19 protein-coding genes are annotated in these 22,562 nt (G+C 42.6%); 11 read left to right on the top strand and 8 right to left on the bottom strand.

All coding sequences use genetic code 11. The annotated features are described in order from the left end of the window. Positions 1–26: 26 nt before the first annotated feature. The 5 genes from G4Y78_RS25805 to G4Y78_RS25785 form a co-directional block, all read right to left on the bottom strand. Positions 27–1,406: a sigma-54-dependent transcriptional regulator gene (locus tag G4Y78_RS25805; RefSeq protein WP_163835829.1), complete on the bottom strand. Its 1,380-nt coding sequence runs from the start codon at positions 1,404–1,406 to the stop codon at positions 27–29. 134 nt (positions 1,407–1,540) lie between these two features. Further along, on the bottom strand, positions 1,541–4,477 hold the full coding sequence (locus tag G4Y78_RS25800) for a sensor histidine kinase (protein WP_163835827.1): 2,937 nt from the start codon (positions 4,475–4,477) through the stop codon (positions 1,541–1,543). Beyond that, positions 4,467–4,643, bottom strand: a complete 177-nt coding sequence (locus G4Y78_RS25795; protein ID WP_163835825.1) for a hypothetical protein — start codon at positions 4,641–4,643, stop codon at positions 4,467–4,469. Before G4Y78_RS25795 ends, G4Y78_RS25800 begins: the two co-directional genes overlap by 11 nt. Positions 4,644–4,771: 128 nt before the next feature. Further along, positions 4,772–5,164: a YbaY family lipoprotein gene (locus G4Y78_RS25790; RefSeq protein ID WP_163835823.1), complete on the bottom strand. Its 393-nt coding sequence runs from the start codon at positions 5,162–5,164 to the stop codon at positions 4,772–4,774. 78 nt (positions 5,165–5,242) lie between these two features. Continuing rightward, positions 5,243–7,189, bottom strand: coding sequence for a M12 family metallopeptidase (locus G4Y78_RS25785; RefSeq protein WP_163835822.1), 1,947 nt, complete (start codon positions 7,187–7,189; stop codon positions 5,243–5,245). Between the two features lie 514 nt (positions 7,190–7,703). Between G4Y78_RS25785 and G4Y78_RS25780 the strand changes: the two genes are divergently transcribed. Both G4Y78_RS25780 and G4Y78_RS25775 read left to right on the top strand, forming a co-directional pair. Beyond that, on the top strand, positions 7,704–9,326 hold the full coding sequence (locus tag G4Y78_RS25780) for an RICIN domain-containing protein (RefSeq protein ID WP_163835820.1): 1,623 nt from the start codon (positions 7,704–7,706) through the stop codon (positions 9,324–9,326). Between the two features lie 122 nt (positions 9,327–9,448). Then, a complete protein-coding gene (locus tag G4Y78_RS25775) occupies positions 9,449–11,575 on the top strand; it encodes a flagellin N-terminal helical domain-containing protein (RefSeq protein ID WP_163835818.1) in 2,127 nt (708 codons plus the stop codon). On the opposite strand, the gene gluQRS is transcribed toward G4Y78_RS25775, so the two are convergent. Together gluQRS and dksA are read right to left on the bottom strand one after the other, a co-directional pair. Then, complete coding sequence (gene gluQRS / locus G4Y78_RS25770; protein ID WP_163835816.1) at positions 11,572–12,477, bottom strand: tRNA glutamyl-Q(34) synthetase GluQRS; 906 nt, start codon at positions 12,475–12,477, stop codon at positions 11,572–11,574. The genes G4Y78_RS25775 and gluQRS overlap by 4 nt on opposite strands. A 206-nt stretch (positions 12,478–12,683) precedes the next feature. Next, on the bottom strand, positions 12,684–13,127 hold the full coding sequence (gene dksA, locus G4Y78_RS25765; RefSeq protein ID WP_163835814.1) for an RNA polymerase-binding protein DksA: 444 nt from the start codon (positions 13,125–13,127) through the stop codon (positions 12,684–12,686). A gap of 296 nt (positions 13,128–13,423) precedes the next feature. Between dksA and sfsA the strand changes: the two genes are divergently transcribed. Continuing rightward, positions 13,424–14,200, top strand: a complete 777-nt coding sequence (gene sfsA / locus G4Y78_RS25760; protein ID WP_163835812.1) for a DNA/RNA nuclease SfsA — start codon at positions 13,424–13,426, stop codon at positions 14,198–14,200. On the opposite strand, the gene G4Y78_RS25755 is transcribed toward sfsA, so the two are convergent. Continuing rightward, positions 14,156–14,482: a Rieske (2Fe-2S) protein gene (locus G4Y78_RS25755; RefSeq protein ID WP_163835810.1), complete on the bottom strand. Its 327-nt coding sequence runs from the start codon at positions 14,480–14,482 to the stop codon at positions 14,156–14,158. The genes sfsA and G4Y78_RS25755 overlap by 45 nt on opposite strands. 231 nt (positions 14,483–14,713) lie before the next feature. On the opposite strand from G4Y78_RS25755, the gene G4Y78_RS25750 reads away from it, so the two are divergent. From G4Y78_RS25750 to G4Y78_RS25715, 8 genes are all read left to right on the top strand, one after another. Further along, complete coding sequence (locus G4Y78_RS25750; protein WP_163835807.1) at positions 14,714–16,696, top strand: TonB-dependent hemoglobin/transferrin/lactoferrin family receptor; 1,983 nt, start codon at positions 14,714–14,716, stop codon at positions 16,694–16,696. 142 nt (positions 16,697–16,838) lie between these two features. Next, a complete protein-coding gene (locus tag G4Y78_RS25745; RefSeq protein WP_163835806.1) occupies positions 16,839–17,588 on the top strand; it encodes an energy transducer TonB in 750 nt (249 codons plus the stop codon). Positions 17,589–17,601: 13 nt separating this feature from the next. After that, entirely contained in the window at positions 17,602–18,282 is a 681-nt protein-coding gene (locus tag G4Y78_RS25740; protein WP_163835805.1) for a MotA/TolQ/ExbB proton channel family protein, read from the top strand. Beyond that, positions 18,279–18,701 carry an ExbD/TolR family protein gene (locus G4Y78_RS25735; RefSeq protein WP_163835803.1) on the top strand — a complete coding sequence of 141 codons (423 nt, stop codon included), beginning with the start codon at positions 18,279–18,281 and terminating at the stop codon, positions 18,699–18,701. Before G4Y78_RS25740 ends, G4Y78_RS25735 begins: the two co-directional genes overlap by 4 nt. Continuing rightward, a complete protein-coding gene (locus tag G4Y78_RS25730; protein ID WP_163835801.1) occupies positions 18,701–19,570 on the top strand; it encodes a heme/hemin ABC transporter substrate-binding protein in 870 nt (289 codons plus the stop codon). Before G4Y78_RS25735 ends, G4Y78_RS25730 begins: the two co-directional genes overlap by 1 nt. Before the next feature lie 52 nt (positions 19,571–19,622). Continuing rightward, positions 19,623–20,669 (top strand): FecCD family ABC transporter permease, encoded by a 1,047-nt coding sequence (locus G4Y78_RS25725; protein WP_163835799.1) that lies wholly within the window; start codon positions 19,623–19,625, stop codon positions 20,667–20,669. Positions 20,670–20,680: 11 nt separating this feature from the next. Beyond that, a complete protein-coding gene (locus tag G4Y78_RS25720; protein WP_222937582.1) occupies positions 20,681–21,466 on the top strand; it encodes a heme ABC transporter ATP-binding protein in 786 nt (261 codons plus the stop codon). A gap of 144 nt (positions 21,467–21,610) precedes the next feature. After that, positions 21,611–22,546 carry an IS1595 family transposase gene (locus G4Y78_RS25715; protein WP_163830705.1) on the top strand — a complete coding sequence of 312 codons (936 nt, stop codon included), beginning with the start codon at positions 21,611–21,613 and terminating at the stop codon, positions 22,544–22,546. Positions 22,547–22,562: the final 16 nt, after the last annotated feature.

Raw genomic sequence — 22,562 nt, 5'->3', positions numbered from 1 at the left:
TGTTGTCAACTATAGGTTGGTGCTTGCTAGTTACTGGTTGCTTTTTGACGGGGGATACCTAAGCGTTGTCGACGTTCCCATAGACACTTACGACTAATACCCAGTCTTTGGGCAAGCTCGGTTTCAGTCATGTGTTCCTGGTGTTCAAGTACGAAGTTTTGAAAGTAGTCTTCGAGGGTAAGATCTGTTTCAGCTTTGCCTTCTTGCCTGGTTCTGCTTTGATTGGACTTTTCATTTAACTCTATTCCCAGCAAGTCCGTTGTAATCAAATGATGATCAGCCAAAATTACTGATCGCTCAATAGCATTTTCAAGCTCTCTGACATTGCCAGGCCAGTTATATTGCTGGATAGCATAGAGGCTTTCTGGGGAAAAATGTAACTGTTCCTTGCTCATTTTCTCACAGACTTTGGCCAGAAAATATTTAGCTAGATCAACCACATCTGAGCCCCGCTCTCTAAGCGGCGGCAAGTTGAGCTGAATAACGTTTAGCCGGTAGTAGAGGTCTTCACGAAACTCACCAGATTGTGCCAGTTGTTTAAGTTGGCGATGAGTGGCGGCAACTAGTCTGACATCCACCTTTTGTGATTGTACTGAGCCGACCCGGCGAATTTCGCCTTCTTGTAGCACCCTTAATAGCCTGGCTTGGGCCTCTAATGGTAATTCGCCGATTTCATCCAAAAACAGCGTACCGCCATCAGCTGCCTCAACCAAACCGTGGCGTGCGGCAGTTGCACCAGTAAAAGCGCCTTTTTCATGGCCAAATAATTCAGATTCAATCAAGGTTTCTGGAATGGCTGCACAGTTAACTGAGACCATTGGCTTGTCTGCCCGCTGGCTGCTTTCATGAATAGCCCTGGCCACCAGCTCCTTACCTGTACCTGACTCGCCAAGAATTAGCACAGTAGAGTCAGTCGGCGCTACTTTATTGACCCGCTTAAAGAGGGTTTGCATCTCTTCGCACTGGCCGATAATACCATTATTCTGAGCTTCGATTTCGGGGTTGGTGGTATTAGAAGAGGGGGTTGAAGATTGCTGAGCGTTTTGAGGCTTAGTGTGTTTGGAGAAAATGCCTTTGATAGTGTCGAGGAGTTCATCGTTATCAAACGGCTTAGCAATATAGTCCACTGCACCAAGTTTCATGGTATCCACCGCTGATCGCAAACTGGCATAGCTGGTCATGATTAGCACTGGTGTTGTTCCCGAAAGGTTTATTATGTCTGTACCAGGTGCTCCAGGTAGCCGTAAGTCTGAAATGATTAAGTCAAAGTCGTTGGCTAAGTCATACTGCTTGGTGGCATCATCTACTGACTCTGCCTCACTGACAGTATATTTGTTTCGCTCAAGCAAACGACCAAGTGCTGCTCGAATAACTGACTCATCTTCAACAACTAAGATATGCTTCATAGCTACGACCTGAACATTGACTAATTGGTAACCCTCTTTTCTGTCTCTCCCACTAGAGGCTGTCGCAAAACTACTGTGTTACTGACCTTTTGCAACACCCTCAATAACTATAAACTGATTTTGTTTTTTTGTTGTTACGCTGTTACTAGTGGTAACGACACAGTTACTTTTGTACCCGAATTGTGCTCCAGGTCAAGAGGGCTTTCAATATTTATCTGGCCGGAGTGCTCTTCAATAATGTTATAAGTCAGGGCCAAGCCCAATCCAGTGCCTTTTCCAGGTTCTTTAGTGGTAAAGAAAGGCTCAAACATTTTGCTTTGAGCCTCCTTGGAAATACCACAGCCTTGATCAATAACTGCAATATTCAGTAATGGGCCGTTTGTTGTGGTTATAACTTTAATTTGGCTGTTTGCATGTGATGCATCACAGGCATTGCGGAGTAGATTGATAAACACCTGCATCAACCGTTGTTCATCGCCCATTACTGCAGCTGAAAGGCTGCATTGGTTAAGGTAAACCAGTTGCTTTTCCTTATCTGCCAACTCAACCAACTGGATAGCTTTATCTATGAGTGGGTAAACTGCAATCCGTGTGTATTGGTGGTTAGGTTGATACTGAATACCCTGATGGGCAAAACTGACCAGAGTCTGCACAATGCGACTGATGCGCTGGGTTTGCTCAAGTATTTGTTCGGCAAATTGTTTGGTACTGTCTTCTAGTGACTCTGACTTGAGTTCTTGAGCCAGGCAGGCAATACCTGTTACTGGGTTACCGATCTCATGGGCTACACCAGCTGCTAATTGACCTATTGAGGCAAGCCGTTCGGTATGGATCAGTTTATTTTCCAGTAACTGGGTATCTGTAGCATCATCCAATAAAATCACCAGCCCTTCGTCATCAGTGAAAGGGGCACCAATTGCGGCTTTGTGTAAACTTAACCAGCGAGGTTCTCCATCCACCATGATTTTCTCTTTACTTAAGTGGTTTCGAGCTGGGTTGGTGGCAAAGCGATTGAATAGTGACTTCCAGGGGTCGGGAATATCTTCAAACCGTGACCCCACCACTTTGCTAGAGCCGATACCTGTAATGGCAGCCATGGCACGATTCCACATTAATACTTCCGAGTCTCTTCCAATAGAGCAAACCCCAAGTGGCAAGTTCTCTAAAGTATGGCGATGGAAACGGCGCAGGTTATTTAACTCTGCAGCCAAACCGGTGAGCTGGGATTGATAGGCTTCAAACCGGCCTTCAATGAAGTTGATGTCTTCAGTAACATAAACATCTGCCTGCAGTTTGTAGGGCAGAAAACTATCAACAATATCTTTAGCTACTGAAGGTCCCATCAGACCAGATAAGTTGGCTTCAATCCGGTCGCGCAATCGACGCAAAGCATAAGGGCGGCTTTCGTCCATTGCTAAAGTGAGGTCTTGTAATGCCTGGTTAACCTCTCGTTGAGCTGCTTTGCTACCCAGGATTTTCCCCAGTTGCTCTTGAAACTCAGCAGGACTCTGCGCGGCGAGCATCCAGCGATGGGGGCGGCTGACGTTATCTACACTACAAGCATTGGCTGCGCTCACCTCTTCTTCAGAAATAGGGGTTAGCAGTGAGACCAGAATAAATGTCAGAGTATTAGCTGAAAGTGAGGCGATGGTAGCAATGTGCCAGCTGTTTTCATCCAATGACAGTGTGAGATTGATGATAGGGAAGACTATTGCCTGGATTTCAAAAAACAGGGGCAGCATTAAAGTAAGAAACCAAACGATAGCACCCACAATTAAACCGCTGATAAACCCTTGTCGGTTGGCTGCTGGCCAATAAAGCACACTTAAGATGCCGGGTAAAAATTGCAAGGTGCCAACAAATGCGGTGATACCCAGGTTCGATAGATCCTGCTTAGCTCCTAATAACCAATAAAAGCTGTAACTGGCTGCAATGATTAGCAGGGTTAAAAAACGTCGGGTCCAGAGTAGCCATTTATAGATGTCGATTTTGCTGGAAGGTTGGTAGCTGGGTAACACCACATGGTTAAGCAACATGCCAGATAGTGCCAAGGTAGCAACAACAGTAACGCCACTAGCAGCTGACAGCCCGCCAATGAAAACTAAATATACTAGCCAGGAACTATCGCTTGCCAAACCAATGCCTAAGATAAAATATTCGGGTGTGGTTGGGCTATTCAGTTTTAGACCAGCCCATAGAATAGGGGGAATAGCTAAACCAAACAGCAATAAAAACAGTGGTAGCCCCCAGCTGGCGGTAAATAAGGCTTTGGGGTGAGGATTTTCAATAAAGCCCATATGAAACATATGGGGCATCACCATGGCTGCAGCAAAAAAGATTAACAACAAAGTACGCCATGGCCCTTCTTCTAACGGAGTATGTAAACTTGCTAAAGCATCAGCATTGGTTGTTAGCCACTGTTCTAAGTCGGTAGGGCCACTAAACACAAACCACAGGGCGAAGATTCCTGCAGCCCCCATTGCCAGCAGCTTTACTACGGCATCAAAGGCAATGGCCATCACTAAGCCAGTGTGTTTGTCGCGACTGGAAATATGTCGGGTGCCAAACAACACAGTAAACAGCGTTATCAAGCCACAAAAGCCAAGCGCTAACTCTTCTGGCTGGCCATGCTGACTGAGGATGTCAGCGGAATCTGCTACAGCCTGAATCTGTAGTGCTATCAGTGGCAGCATTGCCAATAACATAAATCCGGTAGTTAAAGTACCAGCCCAGCTACTGCGGAAACGAAAGGCAAATAAGTCTGCCAGTGAGCCAAGTTGATAGGTGCGAGTGAGCTTAAGAATGGGGGCCAGTAACACAGGCGCTAGCAAATAAGCACCACAAATCCCTAGAAAATAGGCTAAAAACAAAAAACCATATTGATGAGCTAAGCCAGTGGTGCCATAAAACGCCCAGGCACTAGCATAAACCCCCAGTGATAACACATAAGTCAGTGGATGATTAACCCAAGTGCGTTTAATAATGGCTTTTTCGGCGCAGTAAGCAATGACAAATAGCAGGGCAAGGTAGCAAACACCGATGATAAACAGTTGGCCAAGCTCAAAGTTCATCAGACCCTCGCTGAGTTTGCAGTAAAAAGCCCACCACAATCAAAATTAGCCACAACAAATAAGGCCGATACCATTCTGTCGTGGACTCAATCCACCAATCCATAATGGCAGGAGAAAACAGGTAAATGCCTACCACCAATAACAGAACCAGTCGGTAAATATACATACCCGTAACCTGTTGTAGATTTTTATTTCATAGTAAAGCAGAAATTGGGGCGGGGAAAGGAGTAGCTTGTTTAGGTGTGCTGAAAGAGAGATAGCAAAAGCCAGTATGTAACTGGCTTATACAGTCTTTTATTTTACAAAATCTAAGTTTAAATCAACTCTGTCTTGAGTTTCTTTTGTGAATGCGGGTTGAACGGATGTATTAAGAAACCAGCTTTTGCCATCAACCTTAATAAATGCTTCTACTTCGTAATTATTTGATGATTTGATGTATTTAAGATCGACAGGTAACTGATAAAAGCCTGGCTGGCTTGATACTTTCATGCTTTGCTCTGAGATTACTTTACTTTTAGCGTCTCTTATTGATACATCGATTAGTCTAACTTTAAACGTTGCATTTTCCGGTAATTCAACAGTTTTTGAATAATTCACTGTGCCTGAAATATGTACTTGCTTAAACTCAGTTGCAACGGCAACTGCCTGAATAGATAAACCAAGTAAAATTAGTATTAATTGTTTCATTAAGCCCACTGTTTTTCTCTATAGGTGAAAATTTAAAAGGGGTGTAAATACACCCCATGCTGTTTTTTTTGATTTTTATTATTTTTTGCGAACTTCAATAGATGAGATAGTGTCGTTTATACCGTATTGAACAAAACAGCTAGTGTCTGAAGAGCGTGACGTTTTCCAGCCGCTGAACTGATCATGTTGGTAAAGTATAACTTCATATCCTGCACTTACTTTTAATGATGAGATGTCATCATTTTGCATTCCCAGTGCTTGCAACTGCTTTAAGGTGTAACGGCCAGGTTTTAAGCTAACTTTATAGCCACCAAAACTACAGTGTTTATAAACTTCTGCTACTGTAGAAACAGTTTGTACAGGTTCTTGTCCTAACTTCCATTGTTGGTTGTTATAGCCGTGTTTAGGCCATATTCCAACATGAGCACCTTGGCCATATGGATGAGAGTAAAAGACATCTAATACAGAGTAACTGCTACTCGCATTTTTGATGAATTTGCCATTGATTTCCCATTTTTGACTACTTTGACCATTACAATTGTTTAATTGCGTTAGGTTTTGATTTTTTGAATTTACATCCAGACATAATGAAGTAGTTTGTCTTGGGCGGATAGTTCCATCACTGAACGTTGCCCATTGCTGGCTATATTGTGTTTTACAAGTCTGTACTACAACAGATGCAGTAGCTTTTGCACTTCCACCTTTAATATCCAAACATAAGTTTTTGTTGCTTTCCGTAATGAATGCTTTATAGCTACTTGTTCTAGTGGCTTTAGTATTGGTTGTCGTTGTCGTGGGAGTAGTAGTTGTAGTGGTAGGGGTTACAGTTACTTTCTGAGGAGCAACATTCAGTACAAAACTACGCTTTGTTGAATACCCATGCCCATCCACAACTTCAACTGAAACGGTTGCTTTACCCTTTGATGCTTGTTGACGAGTTTGTAACATAATTAAGCGTTCGTTATTATCACGCCCAGGTTTTACTGATATGTCATAGTTAGACAGGACAGCCTGGTTATTTGACTGGGCTGAAACCTTTAGTTGGCTTGCTTCAGTTTCACCATCACTAATACGCACTCTAAGTCCATAGTTGCTACCGGCTATTAACGAAGTAGAGCTGCTGGATAATGATAAAATTGGGGCGGTGTTTGTTACTTTGGCTTCTGGCTTTCCATACGCTGCCTGCAAAGCTTTGATGTCACCTTCGCTTAGCGCTGCCCTTTGACCAATGATGCGCTGGTAACTAGGGTCTTTTGTTGTCATGGCTCTACCACCACCATAATGCATAATAGAGTGGTAATCGTAACGGCCGTATTTAATAGAGTACTCGCCTAGCTTTCTATATTGGCTTTTCCAGTCATCGGATATGTTGTTCCAGTTAATAGTGATATAGTCATCCCGGTCATATCTTGTTTGTTCGTGCATAAAGCCTAGGGCGTGCATTAACTCATGTGCTGTTGTGCCTAGGGCATATCCGTCAGTGTAGGAGAGAGGCTGGCGTCCACCTGTTTTACCTAGTAGTGAGTAAGCACCCCCATCTTCAAAAATATGGATGTAATCTTTTTCTGTCGTTCTCTCAACAAATTTAATGTTGGCAGCCTCTTCAATCCATTTCATCCCTGTTTTCATCTTTTCACGAAGGTGCTTAGGGTATTCTGGGGCAAACTCGTAAGGAACAATACCTTTTGGCCAGGTTGTCTTGCCACCCCAAGAGCTATGGGCTATAAACGCTCCATCTTGTTCGTAAACATCAGCTGCATCAGATTCGCTTGCTTTTCTTACTACAAGAGGTTCGATTCCATAGGTTTGTATGTCTTCTTCAGTACCAACTAGGATGTCGCCTTGAACAAGGGCTTTGCCGTTAATTGTCTGAACGGTTGCTGCTTGTCCTGTTTCTTGAAAGTAGGACTGAACAGTTTTTTCGAATTTATCTGCATTCGCATCAAGTTCACTATAGGCAGAAGCTGTGCCTGTTGTTACTGATATTGCTGCGGCTAATGCTGTTAATGAATGCTTGATGCTCATTTATTAATTCTCCAGTGATGTAAAAACTGGCTGAATAATAATCACAAACGAACGTTAGTTTTTGTTTGTGTTCACAAAATGATCGGCAAGGCTCTTATTTTGGAGTTTTCTGTGAGCTGGTTTGAATGGATAAAACATGTTTATCTCAAATAGCAATATTCTCCTTCATTTACTGCTTTGAATGAGTCTTTATTGCTTAGAAATAGTTATAAGCATGGAATGCTACTACTTTCTCAGCACTACAATATCAACCAATAATCTTTGAAAAGTGCTTTTGAAGAAAAGAAGTTATCTTTGTCCCTGAAACTAAATACCTCTACCCACCTTTCGAGTGTTTTTATGCTATTAGGAAATAGCCGTCTTTCAGAAATAGTCGACATATCTCTAAAAATGTAAACACTGTGTAAAAAATGACCATTCTTCAGACTGGCTTCACACTTTTCTTTTTCTGTTTTGTTTAAATTTCGCACAGCTGATTTTTATCAAACGTTCAAAACAAAATAGAGACTCACCAATGAAAGCAAGTTATTTACTACCAACAATGGTTCTTAGCCTGTCTGTATCTGCTGTTCAGGCTGTTAATGCTGCGGAATATCAACAACTCAAGTCTGGCACAGGGCTTTGCCTTGATGTATTTGGTGCACAAACAGCAAATAAAACCCCTGTCATCCCCTATAGCTGTCATGAAAATGCTAATCAGCAATGGTTAATGGATAGTTTAGGTCGGCTTCACCCCAAGCATGCACCAGATAAGTGTTTAGAGGTTGGGCGTAATGTGACTTACAACAAAACTGCCTATATTGCTCAGTGTAATTCAGAAATGTATCAGCGCTGGCGCTGGTCAGGAAACAGCTTGCATAACCAAAGCAATCCTTACATGGCCTTAGATTACTATGCTGACCGTCAAGCGATTGGAGTATGGCAATTTCATGGTGGGCCAAACCAGCAATGGCAGTGGGTTAAATCAGAAAAGCCAAACACAACAACTACACCAACGAAAAAGCCTACGCAGAATAAAGATATTCGCGACATCATGATTTCTGTCAATTTATGGGGGCAGTATGAAAATAGAGGTTGGGAAGGCCAAAGTGATGTTCGTGAAAAAGGTGATTTTAAACTCTACAATGCAGTTATTTATTTAGATAAAGTTGAAGGTTATGACTTAGGAAACGATGAAAAGTGGCAGCAAAATCGTTCGTTAGAGCCTCAAAATATTATGTTGCAACAATCAATATTACACAAACATGATCGTAGCGATGAGCAGTTAGAAAAACAGCACAGCAAACAGCTGCTAACATTTTTCAAAAAATACTTGGATAAAGTAGTAGCCAAAGAAAAGCAAGCTAACCCTAATAAAAACTTGCGCTTTAGCTTTTTAGTAAGAGGGCATGGTGGGCCGAATAAAGGCAGTTTATTTGAAAGAAGACTGCTAGCTGAAGATGCTAGAGAACTGTTAAAGTATATTAAAACTATCTCGGGTCAAAAACTAGCGCTGCTAGATTTGTCTACATTATGTAATGAAGCATTTTGGGCTAATATCAGTAACTTTTCCCCTTACGCAGAATATATTTTAGCATCAGAGTTTATGTCTGGTGGCATCAAATCAAAAGAAGGTAGTCCATTTCATCGAGAAGTGTATCCAGAGCATCATTATCCAGAAGCATTTAGTAAAAAACTAAGTCTTCAGCAAATGACGACTAACTACTTAAATAATATTAAAGAACTACGTTATGCATATCACTCAGCAGCTTGGAAAGAGGGCTATGCTACGCAAAAATCAAAGACGTTATTTGATGCAAGTAAAGTTGATCAGTTTGTTTGTAGCTTAAAAGGTATTCAAGGTGATTTAGCTCCAGAAAAACATCATCAAGAAAACTTTGTTCATGACGTGAAAAAATATTTATTAGCGTTAAAAGCGCATGGCACTAATAATCGAAGTAAAATTGATAAAGCATTACAAGCTTACGATAAATTGGTTATCCGCCATGTAACTAACGAAGCTGCAATGCCTGTAACCTGGTCTAAATATCGCAGCTATGGGTTATCAATGTTCCCATCAAATTACACTAACCCCACAGGTAAAGATCTTTTTGATGCATTTGCTGAAGTAATGCATCAAAAGCCTCAGTGTAATTAGCAGTCATAACTTTTAAATAAAAAAACCGCCAGAATGGGCGGTTTTTTTATTGCTGCACTTTAATCTCATCTATTCTTACAAAATGTTAAAGTTTTTGTCATATCTGCCGGGGTGGGTGGATTATGGTGCAGTCTTTAAATACCAACCTTACTTCTTTGCTGGTGCAACGGCATGTAGATCAAAGCCAGCGGGCCCAGGATACGGCTCTTGAGCGGCTGGCTTCGGGATTACGCATCAATGGTGCCAGAGATAATCCAGCAGGATTTGCTAATACCATACAGTTTGATACAACCATTTTCAGCACGTTTGCCAGTGTGCGTAATGCTAATGATGGTATTTCTTTGCTGCAAACTGCTGAGGGAACTTTAGGGGTAATCACCAGCTTGTTATTGCGGATTCGGGAGTTAGCCTTGCAGTCGGCAAATGGCAATAATGATGATGTTGATCGTGCAGCGTTAGATGAAGAGGCACAGCAGTTAATTCAGGAAATACAAACTGCTGCAGCAAACTCAAGTTTTAATGGTCAGAAATTACTGGATGGCAGTTTTACTCACCATATTATTCAGTCAGGTACTGATCTGGGAGAAGTTGTTCGGGTCACTATTCCAAGTACTACCACAGCTTCGTTAGGTACTTCACTTACAGCCGGTATTTCGTCAGCTAATGTTGCCCTGACTACTTCCTCCTTTGTTCGGGGTGATGTGATTATTAATGGGGTTGAAATTGGTGACTCGTTGGCGGTAGATGATGCGTTATCTACTGCAAACCCAGAGTTCAGTGCTATAGCTAAAGCTGTAGCCATAAATCGGGCCTCTTCTTTTACTGGAGTGGCAGCCCGAGTTGATGCCAATACAGTTGGTTACTCTGGCCCATCTGCAACCAATGCCACCGTTGCCGCAACCACTATCAATATCAACGGCGTAGCCATTAATGTAGCGACAGACTCTGGACAATCGGCGGATGTTAACCGCCAAAACGTTGCAGATGCTATCAATGGTTCTGCTGGACTAACTCAGGTAACAGCAGTTGATACAGGTAACATCAATACCGGGATTACGTTGGTTGCCGCTGATGGCAGAAATATTCAGTACGATGATAATTTTTCGGGTATTTCAGCCGCAGTGGGGGTGGGCAATAGTGGTGCCTCACAGGTTTATTCCGGTACTTTTACTTTGGTTTCCCAAACAGGCTCGCCTATTGTACTTGATCAGCGATTTCGTGATAGCCACTTAATTACGGGTCTGCGGCCTGGCACTTTTAGTGGTAGTAATAGTGGGGCGATTGGCCGGCGAGTTACTGATCAAGCTTTAGCAGCTGGTGACTTGGTGATTAACGGAGTATCTGTCGGTGCTTCTTCCAGTTTGGATGACAATGCCTCTTCAACAGCGAAAAGTGCCAGCGCTATTGCCAAAGCAGCAGCCATTAACGCGGTGAGTGACCAAACTGGGGTGGTTGCTAGAGCACTACCTAATGTTGTGATTGGTTATACCATTACGCCAGGCAATGCCCGCCAAGAGTCGGTTGATATTAATGGAGTAACTGTTGAAATTAACTTCAGTGCCTCAGATTCAGCGGAAGATATTGCTCGCAAGGTGGTTGGCTCAGTCAATCAGCATACTGGAGTGACAGGGGTGGTGGCTGAGTTTGTGGTGGACCCGCACTTTGCTGCAGGGAGTATTGGCCCCTCATTTCGGTTAGAAGCAGCTGATGGCCGGAATATCGTGTTTGAAAATGAAACGGCCAATATTGCAGAGGCAGGCTTTTCAACTGTCGAACCACCTAGCCCCAATGTGATTAATAATAACAACCCGCATTTAAGTGCTATTGAGCTGATATCGGCAGGTAAAATCACGTTGAGCTCAACGACGGCATCTGGTGGTATTGCTAATGCGGGCTTTAGCGTAGGTGAGTTTGGTGATCTAGCGGATAGTATACCGCTGAAGTTTGCTAGTATTGCTACTGTCGATGGGGCAAGTCTGGTGCTCACAGCAGTTGATAATAGTCTTCAGCGCCTGGCTTTTCAGCAAGCGCAACTAGGCGGCTTGCACAATCGCTTTGTTTCCAGCGTCGATAATTTGTTAAATCAACGAGAGAAGCTGGCCTCCGCAGTTTCGAGAATTCGAGATGCTGATTTTGCCCAAGAGACGGCCAATCTAGCAAAAGCACAGTTATTACAGCAAGCTTCTATTTCGGTATTGGCTCAAGCGAACATCAGGCCACAACAAGTATTAAAATTGTTGGAGTTTTAATCTTTATATTGCCTCTTCTGTAACGAGTCTTCAGGTATTCCCATTTCGTTAGGTACTTTTTTTAGTTGCCAGTGCTGTATGCCCCATTCAAGGATTTCACTTACAGAGCCATCGGCTAGTGCTAGAGGAGGCTTTTGTCCTAGTGCCACCAAAGCTTGTAGCAGCTGTGGAGCAGGCATATCTAGAGGGAGAGGCTTGGCAAAAGTCTGTTTGCTGAGCTTGCTACCATCTGTTTTTTTTATAACTGGGTGGTGAGCATAGTAAGGGGTTTGATAGTTTAAATACTGCTGTAGCAGGCATTGTTTATGGGTGGATGTTAGCAGGTCTGAGCCTCTGACAATATGGGTAATTCCCTGATCTTGGTCATCTACGGTGACGGCAAGTTGATAGGCAAATAAGCCATCTTTACGAAATACTACAAAGTCTCCGTCATCAACACCGAACTGACATTGCTGAATTCCTTGAATAAGGTCGTCAAATATTACTTTATAGCTGGCGGTTTTTACCTTGATTGAATGATCATCATCGGGCTCTAAGGTTTTGTCATGACAATGGCCAGGATAAACCGGCTGGCCTGTTAGCTGCCTACGTGAACAGGTACAAAAGAAGCTAAAACCCTCAGCTTGCAAACTTGCTAAGGCAGCTTTATAAAGCTCACTTCGTTGTGACTGATAAACCACCGGCCCATCCCAGCTCAAACCATAGACGTCAAGGGCTTTTAGAATTAAGTCAGTAGCGCCGGGTTGTTCGCGGGGCGGATCAATATCTTCAATCCGAATCAGCCATTGGCCTTGGTTGGCTTTGGCATCAAGGTAGCTGGCAACAGCGCTGACTAGCGAGCCAAAGTGGAGTGGGCCAGTAGGGGATGGGGCAAAACGTCCAATATATTGTGGGGCAGTCATTCACTTAGTAACAAATTGTCTTTTTAGTGAATCATTAAGCTAATGAATTTTAAAATAATTTTTCTTGGCTATCTTACCCAGTTGTTCGGCTGGCTAGCAAGTATTCAAAATCTTGCTGTTAAAAGCGACTATACCATGGAATAGAAAAGCCATGGTGTAGAAAGACCATGGCATATTGTGTATTTGCTAAATAATAGTGTTCGAAATTAGATGCCTGTTTGACGCTCTTTGATTTCAGCTAAAGTTTTGCAGTCGATGCATAGTGTCGCTGTGGGTCTTGCTTCTAGCCGGCGAATACCAATCTCTACACCGCAGGCGTCACAAAAGCCGTAATCGTCGCCTTCAATTCGCTCTAAGGTTTTTTCAATCTTTTTGATTAGCTTACGTTCGCGGTCGCGCGTTCTTAGCTCAAGGCTAAACTCTTCTTCTTGGCTAGCGCGGTCGGCAGGGTCAGGAAAGTTGGCTGCTTCATCTTTCATATGGGAGACGGTGCGGTCAACCTCTTCCATCAGCTCTGTTTTCCAGGTTTGCAAGATGCCTGCAAAGTGGGCAAGCTGCTTCTCATTCATATATTCCTCACCCTCTTTCGCTTGGTAAGGAGTGAAGCTTTTTAACAGGTTGCCGGTGTCTGTCTTATTTTGTGCTGACATATTTTTACAGCCTCACATTCAAGAAATTTTCCCATCGATCAGCAGCTGGCTATGTCACTTTGGCTCATCTGCCCGCCCCAACCGGATAAATTCCTTTTAGGAGCGGAGAAACTACCAGATAGCTTAAAAGGAAGCTACTGATTTATTTGTGGAAGCTGTGCTTCCCTAAATTATCAAAGTGATAAAAAGCTGCTCCTTTATTACCAAGTGTTGTGAACTGCTGCCAACTTAACTAGTATGGTCGATTTATCGTTAGACTGCACACATTTGATTGAATTCAATCAAGGGATATTAGCTTGAAGTTCACTCCAACTTGCCAACAAGGCGTTCTCATAAAGCGCTATAAACGCTTTTTAGCAGATATCGAGTTAGCAGATGGCTCGCAAATCACCATTCACTGCCCCAATACCGGCTCAATGAAAAACTGTTGCCAGCCAGGCAGTAAAGTTTGGTTTTCTAAATCTAACCAGGCGAAGAGAAAGTATCCTCATACCTGGGAAATAGTAGAAACACCTATTACTCACCAAGATGGCTCAATTGACCACTACTTGGCAGGCATCAACACTGGCCTGGCGAATCATCTGGTCAGGGAAGCTATAGATAAGGGCGTAATAAACGAATTACAAGGCTATAGCGAAATTAATAAAGAAGTTCGTTATGGCAAGGAGAACAGCCGCATAGACTTTTTGTTAAAAGGACAAGGTTTAGCGGACTGTTATGTAGAGGTTAAAAATGTCACATTGGCCATTGGAGATGGTTGGGGTGTCTTCCCTGATGCAGTCACTACCCGAGGTGCCAAACATATCCGCGAGCTGATGGAAATGGTGAAAGTTGGCCACCGTGCGGTTTTGTTATTTTGTGTACAGCACCATGGCATTGAGAAAGTGGCTCCTGCTGATGCTATTGACCCAACTTACAGTGAGTTGTTACGAGAAGCGATTAAATCTAGCGTTGAGGTGATTGCTTATCAGGCTGAGCTATCTTCTGAGCAAATTGAACTGGTTAAGCCATTACCTGTTTATGACGGCTTACGTCGTAATCTGGATGTAGATCTGTCCATCTTGTTGGACTGAAAACGGGCAGGGTAGTAGACAGTCTCCTTGACAGGGGCCTGCTATACATTCACCAGACTCTATTAAAAACAAAGCACCATGAGTAGCACACTGAATCAAACTACCTTCCACATCTAAAAATTGGTCTGGCATCCATTCCAAACTAATGCCCAAGTGGGGGCAGCTGTTGTGGTAAAGGTAAACTTCCCCCTGTTTTTTAACTGCAAATACATTGTACTCACCACTTTTAAAGCCGCGGCTTTCCCCTTCATTGATGTCATCTAAATGGCACAGCTTGATCACACGAACTCCTATAGTTTCTCGCTTGCCAGATTGTACCTAAATTAATCAGTAATTAATAAAACTCACTGTCCCTTCCCCAAAAGATTGCATCCAGCTCAGAATGATATTGACTTGCAAATAATAATAATTATCATTTGTGTTTGTGTTCATTATGCTGCTACTCACTTAGCATAATCACTGGAGTATACGCTTCAGTGAGTTATTTCTATCCAATATCTGGGGGATATTCCAATGCCAGAGCAGCCATTTTGGCAGCTCACTGCTTTAGCCAGTGCACTAGCTGTTAGCGTTTCTAGTTGGGCCAGTCAAAAAGTCACATTTGATGAGGTAGTGGTAACCGCCACACGTTCAGAAACAACTGCCCAGAAAGAGCCTAAATCCGTAGATCAGGTCGATAGCGAGTCTATTTCACTACAGCAGCCGGATAGTATTGCTGATACCGTAAAGCACTTGTCGAATGTGCAAGTATCAGCTGGGCCAAGGAAAACCTCACAGCGGGTGAATATTCGTGGCTTAAGTGAACGCCGAATTGTGCAAGTGATTGATGGTGCTCGGCAAAACTTCAGTGATAGTGGTCATCGTGGGTTATTTTTTATCGAGCCAGAGTTATTGAAGTCAGTTGAAGTAGTTAAAGGTGCATCAGGCTCACTATGGGGTAGTGGCGCAATTGGCGGGGCTATTGGTCTAACAACCATTGATGCTGATGACATTTTAGATCCAGATGAAAACTTTGCAGTTAAAGTAAAGCAAGCTTATCAGTCAGCAGATCATGACAACCGTAATAATACGACATTAGCAGGGCGCTTAGGTAATACCGATTATTTACTCAGTACATTTTATACAGATAGTAATGAGCTAAGGCTAGGGAGTGGTAAAGACTTAGAAAACTCTGCATCTCGACATAAGGGTGGGTTAGCTAAATGGCGTTGGCATTTGTCTGAAGATGAAATGCTGAAGTTTACTTATCATATGAATCATATTGATGAGGGGGTTCCATCTAACCCTGGGGTAGACATTTCCCGGTCAAACCCTTTAGTTGAGCGTAAAATCGAGCAAAATAATTGGGTGGTTGGCTATGAATTAAATCCAGAATATAACGACTGGGTAAATGTAAATGCCACCCTTTATCATAATTACACCAAACTTAATGAGTTTAAGAAAACAGGTGCACCAAGGCACGACTCCATTCGTTATAGCACTACGGGTCTTTCACTTGTTAATACCTCTGAGCTCAGCTGGGTGGATTGGACTTATGGGTTGGACTATTACCAGGATCGGGTTGAAGGTAAGCGAAACGGAGCAGATCGGCCGGAATTTACTGATGGACGGAGCACGGTATGGGGCGTATTTACCAAGCTAGCCATTCCTTTGGGTGACTACTGGACGATACAGCCAGGTCTTCGTTTTGATCAGTTTGATAACAGACCAGACGACAGTTCAGTGGGTAAAGATCAAACCGAAAATGAGTTATCTAAGTCACTGGCAATTAGCTATAACCTATTTGAGTGGTTAACCCTTCATGCACTTTATGATGAGGCTTTTAGGGCACCAAGCCTACAAGAGTTGTACGTTTTTGGCACTCACTTCCATGGCAATGTATTTGTGCCAAATCCTAACTTGAAGCCCGAAGAAGCCAAAAATAAAGAGCTTAGTGCTCGCTTTAAATTTAATGATTTGCTTAGCCAAGGCGATATTTTAAGTATGCGGCTGACTTATTTTAAAAATGATGTGGATAACTACATTGAGCAGGATGTTGAAAGATTTACCACCACTTTTGTGAATGTTCGCGATGCTGAACTAAATGGCTATGAGTTCGATTCCCAGTATAAGATGGATGATTACGGGGTTAATTTTTCCTATGGCCGTACCCGCGGTAAAGACAAAGACAGTGGCCAATATTTACAGAATATTCCTGCTGATAAAACGGTGGTTGGATTAGAACGTTATTTTTTACAAGGTGATGTTACGGCAGGGGTAAGGGTGACTCATGCTAAGAATCAAGATCAAGTGCCAGTAGGTAACTCTCAGTCTAATTATGATGGCTATACAGTGACAGATGTTTATCTTAGCTGGATGCCTAGTCAGAAAAAACTGGAAGGGCTACGGGTAGACTTTGGTATAGATAATGTCACTGATCGTCATTATCGAACTGCATTCTCGCAGCTGGATGAATCAGGGGTTAATGCCAAAGTGGCGGTGAGTTATAAGTTTTAATGGCATCTTTGCACGTATCTACCAGTCTATATCTAGCAGTTAATCCCTAAATAACGTGAACCCTCATGAGGGTTCACTATTGATTTGCGTGTTCTTGTAGTTAATAATCATTATCATTAAGTTGATTTTGATAAAGTTGGTTATGAACCAGTTGTTGCTGTTTGCGTTAAGTGTTTCAGTTCTATTGCATGGTTGGCTTTGGTTGTATGCTCAGCAACAACCAGAAGTTAAACCAAGGGCAATGGCGGCGTTGAGTGCGCCACTGAAACTCCAGCATGTATCTTTTAAGCAGCGTGTAGTTCAGCCTGTTGAAGCTCAAGAACAACCGAAACCTGAGCCTCAAAAAGAAATTGCTAAAGTTGAACCAAAACCCACACCTAAGCCTATTAGTAAGAAAGTACCTGCTAAAAAGCCAGCGAAGAAAATAGTTAAGCCAAAACCTGCAAAGAAACCACCCGTAAAAGTCGCAAAAGCTAAGCCTAAACCCAAGCCAAAAACACCTAAACCAGTGGTTGCTAAAAAAACTGAAAAGCCTATTAAAAAGCCACAAAAGCGGGTGCAAGAGGCAAGCACAACACCTGTGGTGGCAAAAAAATCTTTTGGGATGAATGAAAAAGTTGTTACTTCCAGACCTGATTACAAGCGGAAGGTGAAGCCTGATTATCCTTCTAGGGCATTACGCAGAAATCAGCAAGGTAAGGTGATTATAGAGGTTGTATTAAGTCCTAATGGTGTGAATGAAAAGGTTTCTGTTAAGAAAAGCTCGGGCTACCCCTTATTAGATAGAGCTGCAGTTAAGGCGATTAAGCGCTCCGAGTTTGTTCCCCAAATGCTGGCTGGTAGAGCTGTTACTTCTACTTTTGAGGTCCCTGTCGAATTTAAACTTAACTAATAATGACTCATTTATGAATATCGAAAGTTTTAGCTATTTCCAACAAGCCCTAAATGCCATGGGCTGGATGTTATATCCTCTAGGATTTTGCTCGCTACTGATGATCGCTTTGATTCTAGAGCGGTTTATTTATTTCCTATTATTACCACTAATACCAGACAATAAATTGTCTGCGTTGTTGAATCGTTGGAAAAATAATGTGGGTGAGCAACCGGCTTGGTTGCAAAAGAAGCCGCGCGGTATTGCTCTTGGCATCAAGCTACTTAACGAGTATCAAGGCAAAACGGCGGTTCGAGAGCAACAGTTATCTTGTTGGTTGGCGAAGCAGCACCAGACCAATACAGCGCACCTAAAATTATTGCAATTAATTGGTATGGTGAGTCCGCTACTGGGGTTGCTAGGTACCATTTTAGGTATGATCGTGATGTTTAAAGGCGTAGCTCAACATCAAGGTCCAGTAACACCCAATATTCTTGCCGATGGTTTATGGCAGGCCATGTATACCACTGCATTTGGTTTGGTAATTGCGGTTCCGGCTATTGTTGGTGCACAACTGTTTTATATTTGGAGTAATAGCTATTGTCAGCGGATTCAGCATTGGCTTAATGAATTTCACTGCCAAATGATGGTGAAAGAGCATGAAGAAGGCGTGCTTGAAGAGGGTTCAAGCGAAAAACTGAAGGCTGCAGCATGATTCAGTTTTCCAATGATGACGATCAGTCATCCGGCTCATTTTTGCCTGATTTAACCTCACTGCTGGACGTACTGTTTATTGTACTAGTGTTTTTCCTGCTTACTGCAAACAGTGCTCAGCTATTGTTGCCAATTGACTTGCCCGCTGCTGCATCTGAATCACTAGAGCCGCAAAAAAAGCCAAACCCTATCGAAATAGCGGTACTTAAAGATGGCACTGGCTGGCAAATTGAATCCGCCACTTTTACTGAGTGGGAAGCATTAACCAAAGTGCTTGATGAAAAGCTACAGCAAAACAAATTGGATAAAGTCACTGTTGCTGCAGATAAACAAGCTCAGGCAGAACAGCTCCTAAAACTGTTGGCTTATTTGCAGGAAAATGAAATTGCTGTGGCTGACATTGTTATGCAGAGGGAATAATGAAAGCCAAATTAACCGCTTTAATCCTCGGTATTGTTTTTTCTACTTTGTCTCAAGCCCAGCAGAGAATTATTTCAGCGGGTGGTGCCATGACCGAACTAATTTATGCGTTAGACGTGCAAGATGACTTAATTGCAGTAGACACTAGTAGTGTATATCCAAAGTTAGCCAATCAATTACCTAAAATAGGTTATCACCGTAGTTTGTCTTTGGAGGGGGTGTTAAGCCTAAAGCCTACCTTGTTGCTTGGCTCGGAAGAAATGGGGCCACCTAATGTTATTCAGCAACTACAAAAACTAAAGGTTAATGTACAACAGTTGCCGACAGCAGTAACGGTAGAAGCATTAAAGGAGCGAATAGCTCGGGTTGCAAGATTAGTGGGTAAAGATGCGCAAGGGCAAGTGCTGTTAGCAGAGATAAATGTAAGCCAGCAACAGTTAAGCGAACAGCTAAAAGCAGTAGAAAAACCGCGAAAGGCTGTATTTTTAGTTCAGCATAGCGGCCGTTCGCCAATGGTTGCGGGAACTGATACATCCGCTAATACATTAATGGAGCTAGCTGGTTTATTAAATCCGGCAGCAAAGTCGATTAAAGGTTATCGCCAATTAACCAGCGAAAGCCTTATAGTAATGGCACCTGAAGTGATCATTGTGCCAGATCATATGCTGAAAAATAACAGCAGCTTAGAGAAATTACTGGCATTACAGCCCGGTTTAAAAGAAACGCCCGCTGCTAAAAACAACCGAATTATTACTGTAGACAGTAGTTTATTGGTCGGTGGTATTGGGCTGCGTATTTTGGCGGCGGCACAAAAATTAGCAGGGGAAGCTTACCCTGAGCTACATTCTGCGATTGTGCAAGTTCCATAAATCTAATTCAGGGTTTGAGATAGCCTCCAACGAGAGGTAACAATTATTACTTATGAAGCGATCTCAAAAAGCCCTGTCAGTGATTGTAGTTCTGGCAGTGGCTCTACCTGTTTTTTTATTGTTAGGAATTGCTTATGGTGCTGTGCCGATCAGTATGGCAGATGTAGTCAACACAGCTTTAAATAATTTAGGCTTTTCTCTAGCCTCAACAAGTGATGCCTTTTCTCAAAACCAACTAATTATCGAATCCATCCGTACACCTAGAGTATTGCTGGCCTCATTAATTGGTGCTGCATTAGCTGTTAGTGGTGCCTTGATGCAAGGGTTATTTCGAAATCCATTAGCTGACCCAGCAATAATTGGCGTATCCAGTGGTGCAGCGGTGGGAGCAGCATTGGCTATTTTATTTGAGAGCATCTGGCCTGCTGGCTATGCGCATTGGGCTACGACAATAGCAGCATTTTTAGGTGGACTGGCAGCAACTTGGCTGGTTTTCAAGATTGGTACAAGTCCATACGGCACTTCGGTAGCCACTATGTTATTGGCTGGTATTGCCATTAATGCATTTGCCATGGCAGGAATAGGGCTGATTAATTATCTGGCGGATGATAACCAGCTTAGAAGCATTATTTTCTGGCAAATGGGCAGTCTAGGTGCTGCCAGTTGGCTTAATGTGTGGTCTATGGCAGTAGTCGTGGCTGCTGTTGCCTTGGTGCTGCCTCGCTATGCTAATACACTTAATGCCTTATTGTTAGGTGACTCTGAAGCACGGCATTTAGGGGTTAATGTTGATAAAGCGAAAAAATGGCTAATTATCGTAACTGCAGTGTTGGTAGGCGTTGCAGTGGCATTTGCAGGGATGATTGGTTTTGTTGGCCTGGTTGTGCCTCACTTGATTCGGTTAGTCATTGGGCCTGATCACCGTTTTCTTTTACCTGCATCTGCCTTGTTAGGTGCGACGCTAATGGTGTTGGCGGACTTATGCGCGCGCATCGTAATCTCGCCTGCGGAACTACCAATAGGGATTGTCACTGCCTTAATTGGTGCGCCATTTTTTATGTTTTTGCTCCTCCAAAAACGACAGACAATTAGTGGGTAGCAAGTAAACCAATGAAAAACCCTATGCTAGAAGTACAAAATCTGTCGGTTAATATCCAGGGCAAAATCATTATTGAGAATATTTCCATTGGTGTTAGTCCAGGTGAAGTGCTAGCTGTATTGGGGCCTAATGGTGCTGGTAAGAGCACCTTGTTTTCTGCATTAACTGGAGAGCGAGTGCCAGTTAAAGGACAGGTGTTAATTAATCAGCAGCCATTATCTGAAATTTCAGATAATCTGAGAGCCACTCAAATAGGGGTTTTGCCGCAAAGTTCTGCTTTGAGTTTTGCTTTTAGCTGTTATGAAGTGGTCTCTATGGGGCGAATTCCTTGGGCGACAGGCAAGGATAAAGATGCTGAGATTATTAAGCAGGCTATGAAACAGGTTGATGCTTGGCATTTACGTGATCGTATTTATACATCACTATCCGGTGGGGAAAAACAGCGGATTCATTTAGCCAGAGTGATTGCGCAAATCACTACTGATAACCAGCAAGTTCCTAGGCTGTTATTACTAGATGAACCAACCTCAGCGTTAGACCCTTCTCATCAACACTTAACGCTTCAGTTAGCCAGGCAGTTGGCTGAGAATAATACGGCAGTATTGGTGATTCTTCATGATTTTAATTTAGCGGCCCGCTATGCTGACAAGATAATGGTGATAAAAGAAGGCAAGCAAGTCGTCCTGGGCTCCCCAATTGAAGTATTAATACCGGATTTAATTAAAAAAGTTTTCGATATTGATAGTCAGGTAATTAGCCACCCAACTTATCATGTACCTGTGGTGTTGTTAGGGTAAAGAGGAAGTATTATAAGATTAGTGTTTGATATGAAAATACCCTATTACTCCATATTCATTAGCTTTCCTAATTATCACTATACCTAAGCCATCAACTGCTGTATATTTGAACAGTATGGAAACTTAATTGAGAAGGTATAAATAATGGCTATCAACAAAGTTCAATTTCAAAAAGGCCTGAGTTTAAACGAGTTTCTCAAACAATATGGTACAGAAGAACAATGCTTTAATACCTTATACAAATTGCGATGGCCAGAAGGTTTTCAGTGCCCCAATTGTGGATACGACAAATGCTGTCAACTCACTACTAGAAAGCTTCAGCAGTGCTATAAATGTCACCAGCAAACATCTGTAACTGCAGGTACTATCTTTGAATCAACCAAATTACCATTAAAGACTTGGTTCCAAGGGATGTATTTGATCTCCCAAGACAAAAAAGGTATATCAGCCATAGAATTACATCGCCATTTAGGTATTTCCTATCAAGCTGCCTGGAGAATGAAACATAAGCTCATGAAAGTGATGCAAGAAAGAGAAGGCACCAAGCAATTGTCGGGTTTTATTGAAATTGATGATGCCTATCTTGGTGGCGAGCGTACAGGTTGCAAAAGAGGTAGGGGAGCAGATGGGAAAATACCTTTTGTAGCAGCCGTAGAAACAACAAAACAAGGTCAACCGACACGAATTAAACTGAGCATTTTAAAAGGGTTTAATAAAGAAGAGATAACGGCTTGGAGTAGGCAGAATTTGGCCAAGGGCAGTACCGTAATCTCCGATGGACTGGCCTGTTTTAATGGTGTCATAGAAGCAGGTTGTCTTCATGATAAAATTGTATGCGGTGGTGGTCGTGCATCAGTAGAGGAACCTGAATTTTATTGGGTTAACACCATCCTTGGAAACTTAAAAAGTGCTTTACGTAGCACTTATCATGCTATTCGCGCTAAATATGCACAACGTTATCTTGCTGAATTTCAGTATCGATTTAATCGAAGATTTAGCTTAGTAGAATTTATTCCTAGGCTAGCATTTGTAGCACTGAGAACACCTCCACTACCAGGTAAGCTACTAAATATAGCTTAGGTATGATGATAATTAG

The sequence above is a fragment of the Spartinivicinus ruber genome (assembly GCF_011009015.1).
Lineage (GTDB): Bacteria > Pseudomonadota > Gammaproteobacteria > Pseudomonadales > Zooshikellaceae > Spartinivicinus > Spartinivicinus ruber.
This window is presented reverse-complemented; position numbering and strand designations above follow the sequence as displayed.

Bases quoted from the DNA above. Each gene is read 5' to 3' on its own strand.
- G4Y78_RS25750 (WP_163835807.1), top strand. From the start codon at position 14,714: ATGCCAGAGCAGCCATTTTGGCAGCTCACTGCTTTAGCCAGTGCACTA.
- G4Y78_RS25715 (WP_163830705.1), top strand. From the start codon at position 21,611: ATGGCTATCAACAAAGTTCAATTTCAAAAAGGCCTGAGTTTAAACGAG.
- G4Y78_RS25805 (WP_163835829.1), bottom strand. From the start codon at position 1,406: ATGAAGCATATCTTAGTTGTTGAAGATGAGTCAGTTATTCGAGCAGCA.
- G4Y78_RS25800 (WP_163835827.1), bottom strand. From the start codon at position 4,477: ATGAACTTTGAGCTTGGCCAACTGTTTATCATCGGTGTTTGCTACCTT.
- dksA (WP_163835814.1), bottom strand. From the start codon at position 13,127: ATGTCAGCACAAAATAAGACAGACACCGGCAACCTGTTAAAAAGCTTC.
- gluQRS (WP_163835816.1), bottom strand. From the start codon at position 12,477: ATGACTGCCCCACAATATATTGGACGTTTTGCCCCATCCCCTACTGGC.
- G4Y78_RS25790 (WP_163835823.1), bottom strand. From the start codon at position 5,164: ATGAAACAATTAATACTAATTTTACTTGGTTTATCTATTCAGGCAGTT.
- G4Y78_RS25740 (WP_163835805.1), top strand. From the start codon at position 17,602: ATGAATATCGAAAGTTTTAGCTATTTCCAACAAGCCCTAAATGCCATG.
- G4Y78_RS25745 (WP_163835806.1), top strand. From the start codon at position 16,839: ATGAACCAGTTGTTGCTGTTTGCGTTAAGTGTTTCAGTTCTATTGCAT.
- G4Y78_RS25735 (WP_163835803.1), top strand. From the start codon at position 18,279: ATGATTCAGTTTTCCAATGATGACGATCAGTCATCCGGCTCATTTTTG.
- G4Y78_RS25775 (WP_163835818.1), top strand. From the start codon at position 9,449: ATGGTGCAGTCTTTAAATACCAACCTTACTTCTTTGCTGGTGCAACGG.
- G4Y78_RS25730 (WP_163835801.1), top strand. From the start codon at position 18,701: ATGAAAGCCAAATTAACCGCTTTAATCCTCGGTATTGTTTTTTCTACT.
- G4Y78_RS25725 (WP_163835799.1), top strand. From the start codon at position 19,623: ATGAAGCGATCTCAAAAAGCCCTGTCAGTGATTGTAGTTCTGGCAGTG.
- G4Y78_RS25780 (WP_163835820.1), top strand. From the start codon at position 7,704: ATGAAAGCAAGTTATTTACTACCAACAATGGTTCTTAGCCTGTCTGTA.
- G4Y78_RS25795 (WP_163835825.1), bottom strand. From the start codon at position 4,643: ATGTATATTTACCGACTGGTTCTGTTATTGGTGGTAGGCATTTACCTG.
- G4Y78_RS25785 (WP_163835822.1), bottom strand. From the start codon at position 7,189: ATGAGCATCAAGCATTCATTAACAGCATTAGCCGCAGCAATATCAGTA.
- G4Y78_RS25720 (WP_222937582.1), top strand. From the start codon at position 20,681: ATGAAAAACCCTATGCTAGAAGTACAAAATCTGTCGGTTAATATCCAG.